Annotated in this window: 13 protein-coding genes; 6 read left to right on the forward strand and 7 right to left on the reverse strand. The window is 67.0% G+C overall.

The window, feature by feature from the left end; translation table 11 throughout:
- Positions 1 to 138: 138 nt before the first annotated feature.
- The 6 genes from plsY to KVX96_RS02320 are packed head-to-tail and all read right to left on the reverse strand — an operon-like array spanning position 139 to position 4,528.
- A complete protein-coding gene (gene plsY / locus KVX96_RS02295; RefSeq protein ID WP_261192597.1) occupies positions 139 to 750 on the reverse strand; it encodes a glycerol-3-phosphate 1-O-acyltransferase PlsY in 612 nt (203 codons plus the stop codon).
- A complete protein-coding gene (gene pyrC / locus KVX96_RS02300; RefSeq protein WP_261192598.1) occupies positions 750 to 2,024 on the reverse strand; it encodes a dihydroorotase in 1,275 nt (424 codons plus the stop codon). Before pyrC ends, plsY begins: the two co-directional genes overlap by 1 nt.
- Complete coding sequence (locus KVX96_RS02305) at positions 2,021 to 2,533, reverse strand: aspartate carbamoyltransferase catalytic subunit (protein ID WP_261192599.1); 513 nt, start codon at positions 2,531 to 2,533, stop codon at positions 2,021 to 2,023. The genes pyrC and KVX96_RS02305 overlap by 4 nt, the downstream gene beginning before the upstream one ends.
- Positions 2,530 to 3,099 (reverse strand): hypothetical protein, encoded by a 570-nt coding sequence (locus tag KVX96_RS02310; protein ID WP_261192601.1) that lies wholly within the window; start codon positions 3,097 to 3,099, stop codon positions 2,530 to 2,532. The genes KVX96_RS02305 and KVX96_RS02310 overlap by 4 nt, the downstream gene beginning before the upstream one ends.
- Positions 3,096 to 3,566 (reverse strand): hypothetical protein, encoded by a 471-nt coding sequence (locus KVX96_RS02315; protein ID WP_261192602.1) that lies wholly within the window; start codon positions 3,564 to 3,566, stop codon positions 3,096 to 3,098. Before KVX96_RS02315 ends, KVX96_RS02310 begins: the two co-directional genes overlap by 4 nt.
- 5 nt (positions 3,567 to 3,571) lie before the next feature.
- Positions 3,572 to 4,528, reverse strand: coding sequence for an aspartate carbamoyltransferase catalytic subunit (locus tag KVX96_RS02320; protein ID WP_261192603.1), 957 nt, complete (start codon positions 4,526 to 4,528; stop codon positions 3,572 to 3,574).
- A gap of 119 nt (positions 4,529 to 4,647) precedes the next feature.
- Between KVX96_RS02320 and KVX96_RS02325 the strand changes: the two genes are divergently transcribed.
- The 5 genes from KVX96_RS02325 (at position 4,648) to KVX96_RS02345 (ending at position 11,627) form a co-directional block, all read left to right on the forward strand.
- On the forward strand, positions 4,648 to 5,466 hold the full coding sequence (locus tag KVX96_RS02325) for a uracil-DNA glycosylase (RefSeq protein ID WP_261192604.1): 819 nt from the start codon (positions 4,648 to 4,650) through the stop codon (positions 5,464 to 5,466).
- Complete coding sequence (locus KVX96_RS02330) at positions 5,463 to 6,092, forward strand: LysE family translocator (protein ID WP_261192605.1); 630 nt, start codon at positions 5,463 to 5,465, stop codon at positions 6,090 to 6,092. Before KVX96_RS02325 ends, KVX96_RS02330 begins: the two co-directional genes overlap by 4 nt.
- 6 nt (positions 6,093 to 6,098) lie before the next feature.
- On the forward strand, positions 6,099 to 6,641 hold the full coding sequence (gene moaB / locus KVX96_RS02335) for a molybdenum cofactor biosynthesis protein B (RefSeq protein ID WP_261192606.1): 543 nt from the start codon (positions 6,099 to 6,101) through the stop codon (positions 6,639 to 6,641).
- A 108-nt stretch (positions 6,642 to 6,749) separates the two neighbouring features.
- Entirely contained in the window at positions 6,750 to 8,207 is a 1,458-nt protein-coding gene (locus KVX96_RS02340; protein ID WP_261192607.1) for an efflux RND transporter periplasmic adaptor subunit, read from the forward strand.
- A 3-nt stretch (positions 8,208 to 8,210) separates the two neighbouring features.
- The gene (locus KVX96_RS02345; RefSeq protein WP_261192608.1) at positions 8,211 to 11,627 is read left to right on the forward strand and encodes an efflux RND transporter permease subunit; all 3,417 of its coding nucleotides are present in this window, start codon (positions 8,211 to 8,213) and stop codon (positions 11,625 to 11,627) included.
- Positions 11,628 to 11,640: 13 nt separating this feature from the next.
- Here the strand turns inward: KVX96_RS02345 and KVX96_RS02350 are convergent, their stop codons facing one another.
- Positions 11,641 to 12,468, reverse strand: a complete 828-nt coding sequence (locus tag KVX96_RS02350) for a protein-disulfide reductase DsbD domain-containing protein (RefSeq protein ID WP_261192609.1) — start codon at positions 12,466 to 12,468, stop codon at positions 11,641 to 11,643.
- Between the two features lie 115 nt (positions 12,469 to 12,583).
- Here KVX96_RS02350 and KVX96_RS02355 point away from each other — a divergent pair, with 115 nt between their 5' ends.
- Positions 12,584 to 13,159 (forward strand): YqgE/AlgH family protein, encoded by a 576-nt coding sequence (locus KVX96_RS02355; RefSeq protein WP_261192610.1) that lies wholly within the window; start codon positions 12,584 to 12,586, stop codon positions 13,157 to 13,159.
- The last annotated feature ends 98 nt before the right edge of the window (positions 13,160 to 13,257 follow it).

Consider the following 13,257-nt stretch of genomic DNA (forward strand, 5'->3'; position numbering starts at 1 on the left):
TTTTCAGAACAAAGTGGGGCCCCATCATCTTGGCCCAAATATCCCGGGGTGCGGGGCAGCGCCCCGCGTTAAACCTGTGTGCGGGGGCAGAGCCCCCGCTCTTTTCTTTTGTCCGGGGCAGCGCCCCGTGAGAATCCGTTAGGTTTTCTTCTTGCCGATCTTTGGCTCTTCACCCGCGAGGATGCGGGTGATGTTGGCCTTGTGGCGCAGCAGGATCAGCAGCGCCAGAAGGGCGCAGAGCAGGGCGGCGTCGGCGCGGCCGATGAGGATCGCCGCCAGCGGCGAGGTGACGGCGGCCACGAGGGCGGAGAGTGAGGAGATCCGCGTGATGGCGGCTGTGGCGAGCCATGTGCCGCAGGCGATGAGGCCGAGCGGGAAGCTGAGCGCGAGCAGCGTGCCGAGGAAAGTCGCCACGCCCTTGCCGCCCTTGAAGCCAAGGTAGACCGGGTAGCAATGGCCGAGGAAGGCCGCGCCACCCGCCACTTGGGCGGCGTCTTCGCCGATCAGGTACCGCGCCAGCAGCACGGCGATGCCGCCTTTGCCCGCGTCCAGTACCAGCGTCAGGAAGGCGGCGAGCTTGTTGCCGGTGCGCAGCACATTGGTGGCGCCGATGTTGCCCGAGCCGATCTGGCGCAGATCGCCGAGGCCGAAGATCTTTGCCATCACAAGGCCGAAGGGCACGGCCCCGAGCAGGTAGCCTGCGATGGCCGTGAGCGCGAGCAGGGGCAGGGCTGTGGTGAAATCGGGCATCAGAGGGATCCGTGCACTGGGGTTCCGGCAACAAGCGTCAGCAGTACCTTGCCCTGCATCCGCGCGCCGTCAAAGGGGGTGTTCTTGGACTTCGACTGCAGCGTGAAACGGTCCAGCACAAAGGGCGCATCCGGATCAAAGAGCACGAGGTCGGCACGCGCGCCCACGGCAAGGCTACCTCGGGTGAGGCCAAGCCGTTTGGCCGGGTTCAGCGCCATGGCGCGGAACAGCGTGGGCAGATCCAGGAGCTCGGCATGATACAGCCGCAGCGCGGCGGGCAGCAGCGTTTCCAGCCCAACGGCGCCGGAGGCGGCCTCCTCGTAGGGCAGGCGCTTGCTTTCTTCGTCCTGCGGAGTGTGGAAGGAGGAGATCGTGTCGATCAGCCCGTCCTTCACTGCCTGCACCAGCGCCAGCCGATCCTCTTCATCGCGCAGGGGTGGCTTCATCTTGAAGAAGGTGCGGTAATCGCCCACGTCCAGCGCGTTCAGCGTCAGGTGGTGGATGTTTACACCGGCGGTCACGTCCAGCCCGGCGGCTTTGGCGCGGGCCAGCGCGGGCAGAGCGGCGGCGGTGGAGAGCGCGTCGGCGTGGTAGCGCGCGCGCGTCATCTCGACCAGCGCGAGATCGCGCTCAAGCCCCATGCGTTCGGCCATGGGCGACACGGCGGGTAGCCCCTTGAGCGTGGCGAATTTGCCCGAGGTCACAGCCGCGCCCTTGGACAGGATCGGCTCCTGCGGGTGGGTCATCACCAGCGCGCCGAGGGAGCGGGCGTAGGTCATCGCGCGGGAGAGCACCTTGGTGTCCGTCACCACGTGATCGCAATCGGTGAAACCCACAGCACCGGCATCGAGCAGGAAGCCGATCTCCACCATCTCGCGCCCCTCGCGGCCCTTGGTGAGCGCCGCCATCGGCAGCACATTCACCGGCGCGGCCTCATTGGCGCGGCGGGTGACGAACTCCAGCGCTTCGGGCGTGTCGATGGCAGGCAGCGTGTCGGGGCGGGTGACGATGGTTGTCACGCCGCCCGCCGCCGCCGCGCGGCCCGCGGTGCGGAAGCTTTCCTTGTGGCGCTCGCCCGGCTCGCCGATCTTCACACCGATATCCACGATCCCCGGTGCGAGGCATTTGCCGCGTGCGTCATGCACCTGCACGGCAGCGGGCGCCGCGCCCGTGCCCTTCGCCTCGATCCGGCCGTTGTCCACCAGCAGCCAGCCGAGGCTGTCGGTGCCGGCTTCGGGATCAATCAGGCGGGCGTTCTCGATCAAGAGGCTCATGCGCGGCTCCTTTGGACCTGCCGCAGCAGGTCATAGACATGGCGGGCTTCGTCGATGCGTTCGAAGCCGATCCGCTCCCGGCGCGAGCCTTTGGCGGTGTTGCGGTATTGGGTGCGGAAATAGACGGACCCGGGCGAGCCCTCGGCGAGTTCCAGCACATCGTCCGGGGCGATCTCATAGGCGCGCAGCATCTTGCGCGGCCAGAGATTGGCAATGAAGGCGCGCCGGGTGGAGAGTGAATAGGTTGCCACCCGGCGGCGCAGCCAGAAGCGAAAGGGGGTGGCGACGGCCACCGCTAGCCCGGCCGCCACGAAGAGCAGCAGGAACAGGGCCGGGAAGGGGCCATCCTCCAAAGCGCCAGCCATCATCCGCAGAGCGAGCCCAGCGAAGGCGAGGCCGAAGAGCGCGGGCAGCAGATCCTTGCGCATCACCACGAACCGCGTGTCCGGGCGACCCTGCCAGAGCAACGTTTCACCCTCGTCCAATATGCCCTGCCAGCTATCGCTCATCCGGCGGAAATCCAGATCACGACGCCGGTGAGGCCGAACATCAGAAGCAGCATCACCATGGCCACGCGGCCCGACATGGCGGCGTCGGATGGTGTCTTGCGCTTAGGCGTGCCGTCCAGAACGCCGGTGGCGGCGGCGCTTTCCAGCCCGAAGGGCGGCGGCGGGGCGGGGCTTTCCTCGTCAAAACGGGCGAGCAGGCGCAGGGGGGCTTCGGGCCAGAGCTCCTGTTCCACCCCTTTGAAGGCGGAGGAAGCGATCAGCACGACCCAGCCTTCCAGTGCGTTGAGCTGATCCGCGAAGGGTGACAGCTGCTCCTGCGGGATGCCGCCGCCTTCGTGCAGGTATTGCATCAAGCCGAACTCCGCGAGATCGGAGACATCGAAGGCCTCCACGAACTCCGGGTCCAGATCCTGCGCGCCAAGCTTTTCCTGTAGCGGCCAAACAGTGCTGCCGTCGGCGGCCTCGCTCCGGGTGACGAGCGGTTCGGCCACCTCGGGCGGCGCATCCACCGCGAAGAGATAGAGGCGCTTGTGGTCGTGCTCCGAAATCCTGAGCAGGGCGCTCATGCTGTTCCCTCCTGCGGCAGCCCGGCGGCGCGGGCTATGGCGCGGCGGGTGGTGTCCTTGTTGGCCTGATACTTGATCAGGTGCTTGTCGCCGCCGGTGGTGACGATCTGCACCGCGCTTCCCAAGGCGCGGATCTGCGCGATGGAAGCGAGCGGCACGATGCGGCCCATCGGGCCCAGCAAGCGGCGGTCCGTTAGATCCCAGCGCGCCGAAAGATCCTCGCTCGCCAGATAGAAGCCCCGCACGGCAATCGCGGCCAGCCCGCCAACGGCCCCCGTCCAGAGGTAGGGGTTGCCCAGAAGCCAGAGCACGATCATCCCGCCCGCCATCGCCACGGCGGCCATGGCGGCGTGATCGCGCACATAGGTGGCGCGGTCGGCGGGGAAGCTTTCCAGCAGAGTTTCGCCCTCGGCGAGCGGGGCAGTGGGCACCATCTGGTGGTTTGGGATCAGATCGGGATCGGGCATCGGGCCTAGGCCATCACGCCTTGCGGCGCGCGGGCGGCGCGCAGGTTGCGGGCGAGCAGATCCATCGCCGCCATGCGCACGGCGACGCCCATCTCCACCTGTTCCTGAATGACAGAGCGGTTGATGTCGTCGGCGATGGTGCCGTCGATCTCCACCCCGCGGTTCATCGGGCCGGGGTGCATGACGATGGCGTCGTCCTTGGCGAAGGAGAGCTTCTCGGCGTCGAGCCCGTAGCGGTGGTAATACTCGCGCTCGGAGGGGATGAAGCCGCCGTCCATGCGCTCGCGCTGAAGCCGCAGCATCATCACAACGTCCACATCCTTCAGCCCTTCGCGCATGTCCTCATAGACTTCGACGCCCAGTTCCCCCACCTGAGAGGGCATCAGCGTGGGCGGGCCAACAAGGCGCACGCGGTTTTCCATCTTGCCGAGCAGGATTATGTTGGAGCGCGCGACGCGCGAATGGGCGATGTCGCCGCAAATGGCGATGTTGAGCCGGTGCAGCCGGCCCTTGGCGCGGCGGATGGTGAGCGCATCCAGCAGCGCCTGCGTCGGGTGTTCGTGCTTGCCGTCGCCGGCGTTCAGCACCGCGCAGTTCACCTTCTGGGCCAGCAGGTCCACCGCGCCGGAATGGGGGTGGCGCACGACGAGAAGATCGGGGTGCATGGCGTTGAGCGTCAGCGCCGTATCGATCAGGGTTTCGCCCTTTTTGATCGAGCTGGCCTGCATCGCCATGTTCATCACATCCGCCCCCAGCCGCTTGCCCGCGATCTCGAAGCTCGCCTGCGTGCGGGTGGAGTTCTCGAAGAACATGTTGATCTGGGTGAGCCCGGCCAGCGCATCGGCGTGTTTCACCGCGCGGCGGTTGAGGTCCGCGTATTGGTCGGCGAGGTCCAGCAGGGTGCGAATCTCTTCCGGGTGCAGGGGCTCGATTCCGAGGAGATGGCGGTGGTTGAACGTCATGGAGCCTCCTTGTCCGGGTGGCATCGCTTATAGAAAGCAGGGGCGGGGCGCACAAGGTGGCAGCGGCGCGGATTTGCCGGGGATTTACCTTGCCCGCGCACAGGCGTAGCGTGGCGCGCATGAACGCGGAGATGGATTTTCATACGGCCAAGGCCCTGTTGGAATGGCAGCTGGAAATGGGGGCGGACGAGGCAATCCTCGACGCGCCCGTGAACCGATATGAGGCCCCGAAACCGGCTTTGCCTGCGGCAGCGCCCGCAGCTTCCGCGCCCATGCCCACTCGCACGGCCAAGCCGCCGGTCCCCGCGCCCGAGCCGGAAGTGGATCCTGTGGCCGAAGCCCGCGTCGCGGCGCGCGCGGCCACTTCGCTTGAGGCGCTGGAAGCCGCGCTTGCGGCTTTCCCCCATTGCGATCTGAAAAAAGGCGCGCGCAACCTCGTGTTTGGCGATGGCCAGCCAACTGGGCGTGTGATGATCGTCAGTGGCGCGCCGGACCGGGACGAAGATCGCGAGGGCCGCCCCTTTGTCGGCTCCGCAGGCCAGTTGCTGGACCGGATGTTTGATGCCATCGGCTTGAGCCGTGGCGCGCCCGACGCGGAAGCCGCGCTCTATACCACCACGATGCTGCCGTGGCGCCCACCGCAGGGGCGTGATGCGAGCCCGCAGGAGCTCGCCATGCTGCGGCCCTTTGTGGAGAAACACATCGAACTGGCCGCGCCAGACCTGCTGGTGCTGATGGGCAATGCGCCCTGTGCGGGCCTGCTGAAGAAAAGCGGCATCACGCGCCTGCGCGGGCATTGGCAGGAGGTAAAGGGCATCCCGGCGATGCCGATGGCCCACCCCGACGCCCTGTTGAAAAACGCGAGCCTCAAACGCGAGGCGTGGCAGGATCTTCTGGCCATCAAGGCGCGGCTTCTGGGTGAGGGCAAAGCGCCATGATTGATCCGGCGTTCCTGCTGGCTTTCCTGCCCGCCGCCCTTGCCCTGAACCTCACGCCGGGGGCGGACATGATGTTCTGCTTCGGGCAGGGCCTGCGCGCGGGCAAGCGCGCGGCGGTGGCGGCGAGCCTAGGCATTTCGCTCGGGGCGATGGTGCATGTGCTGCTCGCCGGCATCGGCCTTGGCGCGCTGATCGCGCGGCACCCGGCGATGTTCGAGGTGATCCGCTGGGCTGGGGTCGCCTACCTGCTGGTGATTGCCTGGCGCACCCTGCGCTCCCCGCTCACCTCGCCCGAGGACGCGCCCACCCCGGCGGCGCGCTCCGCCCGGCGCGCCTTCCGCGAGGCGCTGGTGGTGAACCTGACAAACCCCAAGGTGATCCTCTTCGTGCTGGCCCTGTTGCCGCAATTCGTGAACCCGGCCCTGCCCACGCTGCCGCAATTCCTTGTCTATGGCGGCGTGCTGGCGGTGGGCGGCTTCATCGTCAACGGGGCGGTGGGCGTCTTCGCGGGCGGGCTTGGCACGCGGCTCCTGCGCTCGGTGCGCTTTGAGCGCGCCATTCGCTGGGTCTCCTCAACGATTTTCGCAGGCCTCGCCCTCCGGCTGGCCTTTCTGCGCCACGGATAGGATCTCATGAGCCGTATCGACGAAACCATCGCCTTCATCCCCACCCGCATCGCCGTGCTCACCGTGTCTGACAGCCGCGGGCTGGCCGAGGATCGCTCCGGCGACGTGCTGGTGCAGCGGCTCACGGAGGCGGGCCACGTGCTGGCCGATCGCAAGATCCTGCCCGACGAACGCGCCGAGATTGCCGAGCAGCTTCGCGCCTGGTGCGCCGATCCGCAGATCGACGTGGTGATCTCCACCGGCGGCACCGGGCTGACGGGCCGGGACGTGACGGTCGAGGCACACCGCGATGTCTATGAAAAGGAAATCGAAGCCTTCGGCACCGTCTTCACCATCGTTTCGATGAAGAAGATCGGCACTTCGGCGGTGCAGAGCCGCGCCACCGGCGGCGTGGCGCAGGGCACCTACCTCTTTGCGCTGCCGGGCAGCCCCGGCGCCTGCAAGGACGCCTGGGACGAGATCCTCGCCTTCCAGCTCGACATGCGCCACCGCCCTTGCAACTTCGTCGAAATTTTCCCGCGACTGGACGAAAAACTCCGACGGAAGTGATCGCGCCGCGCGTATAACCCGTAATCCGCTCGGTTTGAGCTATAATAAAAGAACAGACGATCGGGCGCGCCGTGGCGTGGCCCGCTGCTGCAATGGGAAAGGCAGGCAATGAGGTTTCTGGGACGCAGCCTGATGGGGCTCTTTCTTCTGGCGGTCACGCTGGGGCTCTTTGCCTGGGCGGGCAACACCGTCTATTCGGCGCTGGAAGCCAAACGTGCCGAAGAGCGCCGCGAGCGCCCGTCGCGTGAGCGCGTCTTTGCCGCCGGGGTGATGGATGTTGTGCCCGGTGCGGAAACACCGGTTCTGGAGACCTTCGGCGAGGTTCGCAGCCGCCGCACGCTGGACATTCGCGCGGCCTCCTCGGGCCGTGTTGTCGAGATGGCGGAAGGTTTTGAGGAAGGCGGGCGCGTGCAGGCGGGCGATTTCCTGCTGCGCATCGATCCGGCCGATGCCGAGGCTACACTGGACCGTGCGCGGGCGGATCTGTCCGAAGCACAGGCCGAAGTGCGTGATGCCGAGCGCGGGCTGGAACTGGCCAGTGACGAGCTCTCCTCCTCCGAGCAGCAATTCGAATTGCGCACGGCCGCGCTGGAGCGCCAGCAGAGCCTGAAGGAGCGCGGCGTCGGCACCGATTCCGCCGTGGAAACCGCCGCTTTGGCCGAGGCCGCCGCCCGGCAGCAGGTGGTGTCGCGCCGTCAGGCGCTGGCGCAGGCCGAGGCGCGGGCGGATCTGTCGCTCACCCGTCTCAACCGCGCCGAAATCACCGTGGCCGAGGCCGAGCGCAAACTGGCAGACACCGAAATCACCGCAGGTTTCACCGGCCTTCTGGGCGAGGTCGCCGTGGTGGAAGGTGGGCTCGTGGCCAACAACGAACGCCTCGCCACCCTCACCGACCCGGACGCGCTGGAGGTGGCATTCCGCGTCTCCACCGCCGATTACGCGCGCCTGCTCGATGCCGATGGCCGCCTGATTGGCGCGCCGGTGCAGGTGCGGCTGGATGTGCTGGGGCTCGATCTGACGGCCACCGGCACCATCTCCCGCGAAAGCGCCGCCGTGGGCGAGGGCCAGACGGGCCGCCTGCTGTTTGCTCGGCTTGACCGGCCTGCGGGCTTCCGCCCCGGCGATTTCGTGACCGTCGCCATCGAGGAGCCCGAACTGCGCGGTGTGGCCCGCGTGCCTTCCACCGCGCTCAACGCGGCGTCGCAAGTGCTCGTGATCGGCGAGGAAGACAGGCTTGAAGAGGCCAACGTGGAGCTTCTGCGCCGTCAGGGCGACGAGGTTCTAATCCGCGCGCCGCAGATTTATGGGCGCGAGATCGTCACCGAACGCTCGCCCGTGCTGGGCGCGGGCATCAAGGTGCGCCCGATCCGCCCGGAAGGCACGGAAGCGCCGGAGGAGCCGGAACTGGTGACACTCACGGATGAACGCCGCGCCAAGCTTGTCGCCTTTGTGGAAGGCAATGCGCGGATGCCGGCGGAGGTGAAACAGCGCATCCTGAGCCAGCTTGAAGCGCCGCAGGTGCCCGCGCAGGTGCTGGAGCGGCTGGAAAGCCGGATGGGGGGCTAAGCGATGGTGCGCCAGCTCTCGGGCCGCGCGGGCGGCATCCTCTCCTACTTCACCCGCCACCGCACGGCGGCGAACCTGCTGCTGGTGGTGCTGATCGTCGCCGGCCTTGCCGCGATGCCGCGCATGCGGGCGCAGTTCTTCCCCGATGTGATCGTGGATTCCGTCTCGGTCATCGTCGCTTGGGATGGCGCGGGGGCGGAAGATGTGGACACCGCCATCGTCCAGCTTCTGGAGCCCGCTCTGCTGGCGGTGGAAGGGGTGGAGAGCACCTCGGCCACCTCGCGCGAAGGGCGCGCCAGCATCAACCTTGAGTTCGAGCCCAACTGGGACATGTCCCGCGCCGCCGATGATGTGCAGTCGGCGGTGGATGGGGTGAGCAATCTGCCCGAGGACGCCGAGGATCCCGAAGTCCGGCGCGGCGTGTGGCGCGACAGGGTGACCGATGTTGTCATCACCGGCCCCGTGGATGTGACGCAGCTTGGCCGGTTTGCCGATGAATTCATCACCCGGCTCTTTGCCGCCGGGGTCACGCGGACGACCATCCGGGGCGTCGCCGCGCCGGAAACCATCGTCGAGGTGCCGACGCTCTCGCTGATCCGCAACGATGTGACCATGGCGGAAATCGCCGAGGCCATCGCAGCAGAGGCCAGCGCCGATCCGGCGGGGGATGTGTCCGGCGGCACGGCGCGGGTGCGCACTGGCGTGGCGAAACGCTCCGCCGACGAGATCGAGGCCATCGTGCTGCGCTCCAACCCGGACGGCTCCAAACTGCGCATCGGCGATGTGGCCGAAGTGCGCGTGGAAGGCATCGACCGGGACCGCGCTTATTTCGTGGGGCCGAACCCGGCGATCTCGGTGCGGGTGGACCGCTCCGATCAGGGCGACGCCATCCGCATCCAGCGGCAGGTCGAGGACGTCGCCGCCGAGATGCAGCGCACGCTGCCCGCCGAGGTGAGTATCGATCTGATCCGCACGCGGGCAGAAGCGATCACGGGCCGTTTGAACCTGCTGATGGACAACGGGCTCATGGGGCTGGGCCTCGTCGTGGGCCTGCTGTTCTTGTTCCTCAACGCGCGCACGGCCTTCTGGGTGGCGGCCGGGATTCCGGTGGCCATGCTGGCGGCTATCGCTCTGATGTATGTGGCCGGTCTGACGCTCAACATGATCTCGCTCTTTGCCCTGATCATCACGTTGGGGATCGTGGTGGACGATGCCATCGTGGTGGGCGAACACGCGGATTTCCGGGCACGAAGGCTGAAGGAAAGCCCCGTAGAAGCGGCGGAGAACGCCGCCGTGCGCATGGCCCCGCCGGTGTTCTCGGCCACCATCACCACCGTGATCGCCTTCTTCGGCCTCACCGTGATCTCGGGCCGCTTCGGCGATCTGATTTCCGATATTCCCTTCACCGTGATCGTGGTGCTGATCGCCTCGCTGGTGGAATGCTTCCTGATCCTGCCCAACCACATGAGCCACGCCATCGCCCATTCGGCCAAGCAGCATTGGTACGATTGGCCCAACCGCGTGGTGAACCGGGGCTTCACATGGGTGCGCGAAACGCTGTTCCGCCCGCTGATGCGGTTCGTCGTCTGGGCGCGGTATCCGGTGCTGGCCGGGGCTTTCGTGCTGCTGGCCTCGCAGGCGGTTCTCTTCATCCGGGGCGACGTGCAGTGGCGCTTCTTCAACGCGCCGGAGCAGTCCTCCGTGTCGGGCAATTTCGCCATGGTCTCCGGCGCGAGCCGCGAGGACACGCTGGCGATGATGCGCGAGATGCAGCGCGCCGCCGAGGCGGTGGGCCAGCGCATGGAAGAGGAACACGGACGCAACCCGTTGGACTACGTGCTGGCCGAGATCGGCGGCAACACCGGGCGCTCCATCGCGGGCAGTGAGAACAAGGATGCCGAGCTTCTGGGCTCCATCGCCATCGAACTGATCGACGCCGACCTGCGCCCCTATTCCGCCTTCGCTTTCGTGGCAGATCTGCAGGAAGAGGTGCGCCAGCACCCGCTGGCCGAGACGGTCAGCTTCCGCGGCTGGCGCTCCGGCCCCGGCGGCGATGCGCTGGACGTGGAGTTCTACGGGGCGGATTCCGAAACGCTGAAGGAAGCCGCAGAGGCGCTGAAAACGGCCGTGGCGGTGTATCCGGAAGTCTCTGCCGTTGAGGATTCGCTGGCCTATGACAAGCAGGAGCTGGTGCTGGAGCTGACTCCGCAGGGGCAGGCGCTGGGCTTTGAGATCGGCTCGCTGGGGCGCGTGTTGCGCAACCGGCTCAACGGCATCGAGGCCGCCACCTACCCGGACGGCCCGCGCTCCGCCGAGATCCGCGTCGAACTGCCCACGGGCGAGCTGACGGCGGATTTCATGGAACGCACCCAGCTGCGCTCGCCGCAGGGCGTTTACGTGCCGCTGTCCGACATCGTGACGGTGCAGAGCGAAACCGGCTTCTCCACCGTGCAGCGGGAGAACGGGCTGCGGCTGGTGAATGTGACGGGAGACATCTCCGAAGATGATCCGGCGCGGGCGCAGGCCATCGTGGAAGAGCTGCGCGAGGTGATCCTGCCGCAGATCGAAAGCGATCACGGTGTCGGCTGGCAGATGGGCGGGCTGGCCGAACAGGAGCAAAGCTTCCTGAACGACGCGTTGCTGGGCTTCGCCATGTGCCTGACGGGGATCTACCTCGTGCTGGCGTGGATCTTCGCAAGCTGGAGCCGGCCCTTCGTGGTGATGGCGATCATCCCCTTCGGCCTCGTGGGCACGATCTACGGCCACTACATCTGGGAGGTGCCGCTGTCCATGTTCACCGTCGTCGGGCTGATCGGCATGACGGGGATCATCATCAACGACAGCATCGTGCTGGTGACGACAATCGACGATTACGCCAAGGATCGCGGACTGATCCCGGCCATCGTGGATGGCACCGCCGACCGCCTGCGCGCGGTGATGCTTACGACGGCGACAACCGTTCTGGGCCTTGCGCCGCTGCTTTATGAGCGCTCGGTGCAGGCGCAGTTCCTCAAGCCCACGGTGATCACGCTGGTCTATGGCCTTGGTTTCGGCATGTTCCTCGTGCTTCTGGTGGTGCCCGCGCTTGTGGCGATGCAGCTTGATATCAGCCGGATGTTCCAGGCGCTGCGGCGCGCGCTGCGCCTGCGCCGGGGCGCGCGGGGCGTGGGCGTGGCAACGCTGCTGGCCGCGCTGGGCATGGCCGGGCTTTTCGCAGCAACGATGGGCAGTGTGGCGGTGACGGGGGCCTTCGCGCCGGTCGTGGCAGCGGCCCTGCCGCAGGTGCCCGCGAGCATGGCGGCGGGGTTCGGGCTCTTCGTGGCCGGAAGTTCCGGGCTGGCGCTTGTGGCTTTCGTGGGGGCAGGGCTGCTTAGGCTGCTTGCCCGCGGGCGTGGCCCGGTGGACGGCCCGGCAATCTAACCGGACGCCAGCCTTAGCCAGCCGTACAGCCGCGGATGTCCACCATCCTGTCACGGCCCAACACCGAAATGCGCAGCTCGGAGCGGTCCAGCACGAAGGGCTGGCCGCTCTCGGCGACCATCTCGGCACTGGCCGTAAGCGTGCCGCCCTTGCGGCTGTTCTCGGTTTCCGAAATCCAGACTGAAGCATCACGCAACTCGAAAACGGTGATCTCTTCGCCCCCGGCGGAAGGCATGGTGATCTCTGCCGTCACACGCAGCCCGTCCTCGATCGGCGCGATGCGGCAGGTGACGCCTGCCACCCCTGCCTGTTTCGCCGTCATCGGTTGCGTGGCCAGCGCGGCGGTGATCGCCGGTTCGGGCAATGTCGTTTTCGGCATCTCGCCCTGAATGTTGAGCGTCACCGGGATGCAGACATCCTCGCAGACGCCGATTTCCAGCCGCCCGCGCAGGGTGATCGGCGCACTTGGGTCATGTGGGGTCAGCCGCAGAGGGAAGACGACCTCCCCGGTGTAGCCAATCACGCGCATCCCGTTTTGATGCGAGACTTCGGGCCTAGGCCAGTAGGTCGCCAGACCGGCGATATTCTGGGACGCGCCAAGCGTGAGGCGCGGCGGGATCCCGGCATCGCCTGGGGCGCGCCAGTAGGTTTTCCAGCCGGGCGCAAGCCGCAGGCGGATCCCGGCCATATGGCTGCCATCCTCCGCGCGCCAGCCGGGCAGGAAATCGGCCTGAACGGCCTCATTGGCGGCCAGAACCTGCGCTTTTGCAGGGCTGGCCAGCGCAAGCGCAACGGCGGCACACCGCAGGGCGGCGGCGAAGGAAAAACGGGATCTGCTCATTGGGCGGACAATACGCCGTGCCTGTGGGATGGAAAGTCACAAATCGGATAGGGCCGCGTGATAGTTTGCCCGCCGCCCCTTGCCCTGCCGCGGGCGAGCACGCATCTTTACTCTCATGAGCAAAGCCACCGATCCTATGCGCCTGAAGGGCAAGATTCTCATCGCCATGCCGGGGATGGGGGATCCACGTTTCGACAAGAGCGTTGTCTTCATCTGCGACCACACGGATGAGGGCGCGATGGGGCTGATCGTGAACAAGACAGCGCCAGAGCTCTCGATGGGTGATCTGCTGGATCAGCTGTCGATTAACGGGGATCGGTTTGACACCGATCAGACTGTGCATTTCGGCGGCCCGGTGGAAACCAACCGGGGCTTCGTGCTGCATTCGCCGGATTACTACCGCAAGGGCGCAACGCTGCGGGTGAACGCCATGGCCAGCATGACGGCCTCGCTCGAAGTGCTGCAGGACGCCGCCGAGGGCAGCGGGCCGAAGAGCTTCTTCCTGGCGCTGGGCTATTCCGGCTGGGGCGGCGGGCAGCTTGAGGAAGAGATCGGCCAGAACGGCTGGCTCACCGCCGAGCCCTCGGACGCGCTGCTGTTTTCCGATGCGCAGGACGGCAAATGGACGGATGCGCTGAAGGGCATGGGCGTGGATCCGCTGCTGCTCTCGTCGGCGGCCGGGCACGCATAGAATCTAAGTTCCACGAAAGGTTATTTTGCGCCTGTTTCGCGAGAAACAGGCACGCGCCCGCCCGCCCCATGGCGGGCGCGTTCCGCGCCCACCCGTGC

This window comes from Pseudoruegeria sp. SHC-113, from assembly GCF_025376885.1.
GTDB lineage: Bacteria > Pseudomonadota > Alphaproteobacteria > Rhodobacterales > Rhodobacteraceae > Pseudoruegeria.

Coding starts and splice junctions, on each gene's coding strand:
- KVX96_RS02305 (WP_261192599.1), bottom strand. CDS start 2,533: ATGAGCGATAGCTGGCAGGGCATATTGGACGAGGGTGAAACGTTGCTC.
- pyrC (WP_261192598.1), bottom strand. CDS start 2,024: ATGAGCCTCTTGATCGAGAACGCCCGCCTGATTGATCCCGAAGCCGGC.
- KVX96_RS02310 (WP_261192601.1), bottom strand. CDS start 3,099: ATGAGCGCCCTGCTCAGGATTTCGGAGCACGACCACAAGCGCCTCTAT.
- KVX96_RS02355 (WP_261192610.1), top strand. CDS start 12,584: ATGAGCAAAGCCACCGATCCTATGCGCCTGAAGGGCAAGATTCTCATC.
- moaB (WP_261192606.1), top strand. CDS start 6,099: ATGAGCCGTATCGACGAAACCATCGCCTTCATCCCCACCCGCATCGCC.
- KVX96_RS02315 (WP_261192602.1), bottom strand. CDS start 3,566: ATGCCCGATCCCGATCTGATCCCAAACCACCAGATGGTGCCCACTGCC.
- KVX96_RS02340 (WP_261192607.1), top strand. CDS start 6,750: ATGAGGTTTCTGGGACGCAGCCTGATGGGGCTCTTTCTTCTGGCGGTC.
- KVX96_RS02345 (WP_261192608.1), top strand. CDS start 8,211: ATGGTGCGCCAGCTCTCGGGCCGCGCGGGCGGCATCCTCTCCTACTTC.
- KVX96_RS02325 (WP_261192604.1), top strand. CDS start 4,648: ATGAACGCGGAGATGGATTTTCATACGGCCAAGGCCCTGTTGGAATGG.
- KVX96_RS02320 (WP_261192603.1), bottom strand. CDS start 4,528: ATGACGTTCAACCACCGCCATCTCCTCGGAATCGAGCCCCTGCACCCG.
- plsY (WP_261192597.1), bottom strand. CDS start 750: ATGCCCGATTTCACCACAGCCCTGCCCCTGCTCGCGCTCACGGCCATC.
- KVX96_RS02330 (WP_261192605.1), top strand. CDS start 5,463: ATGATTGATCCGGCGTTCCTGCTGGCTTTCCTGCCCGCCGCCCTTGCC.
- KVX96_RS02350 (WP_261192609.1), bottom strand. CDS start 12,468: ATGAGCAGATCCCGTTTTTCCTTCGCCGCCGCCCTGCGGTGTGCCGCC.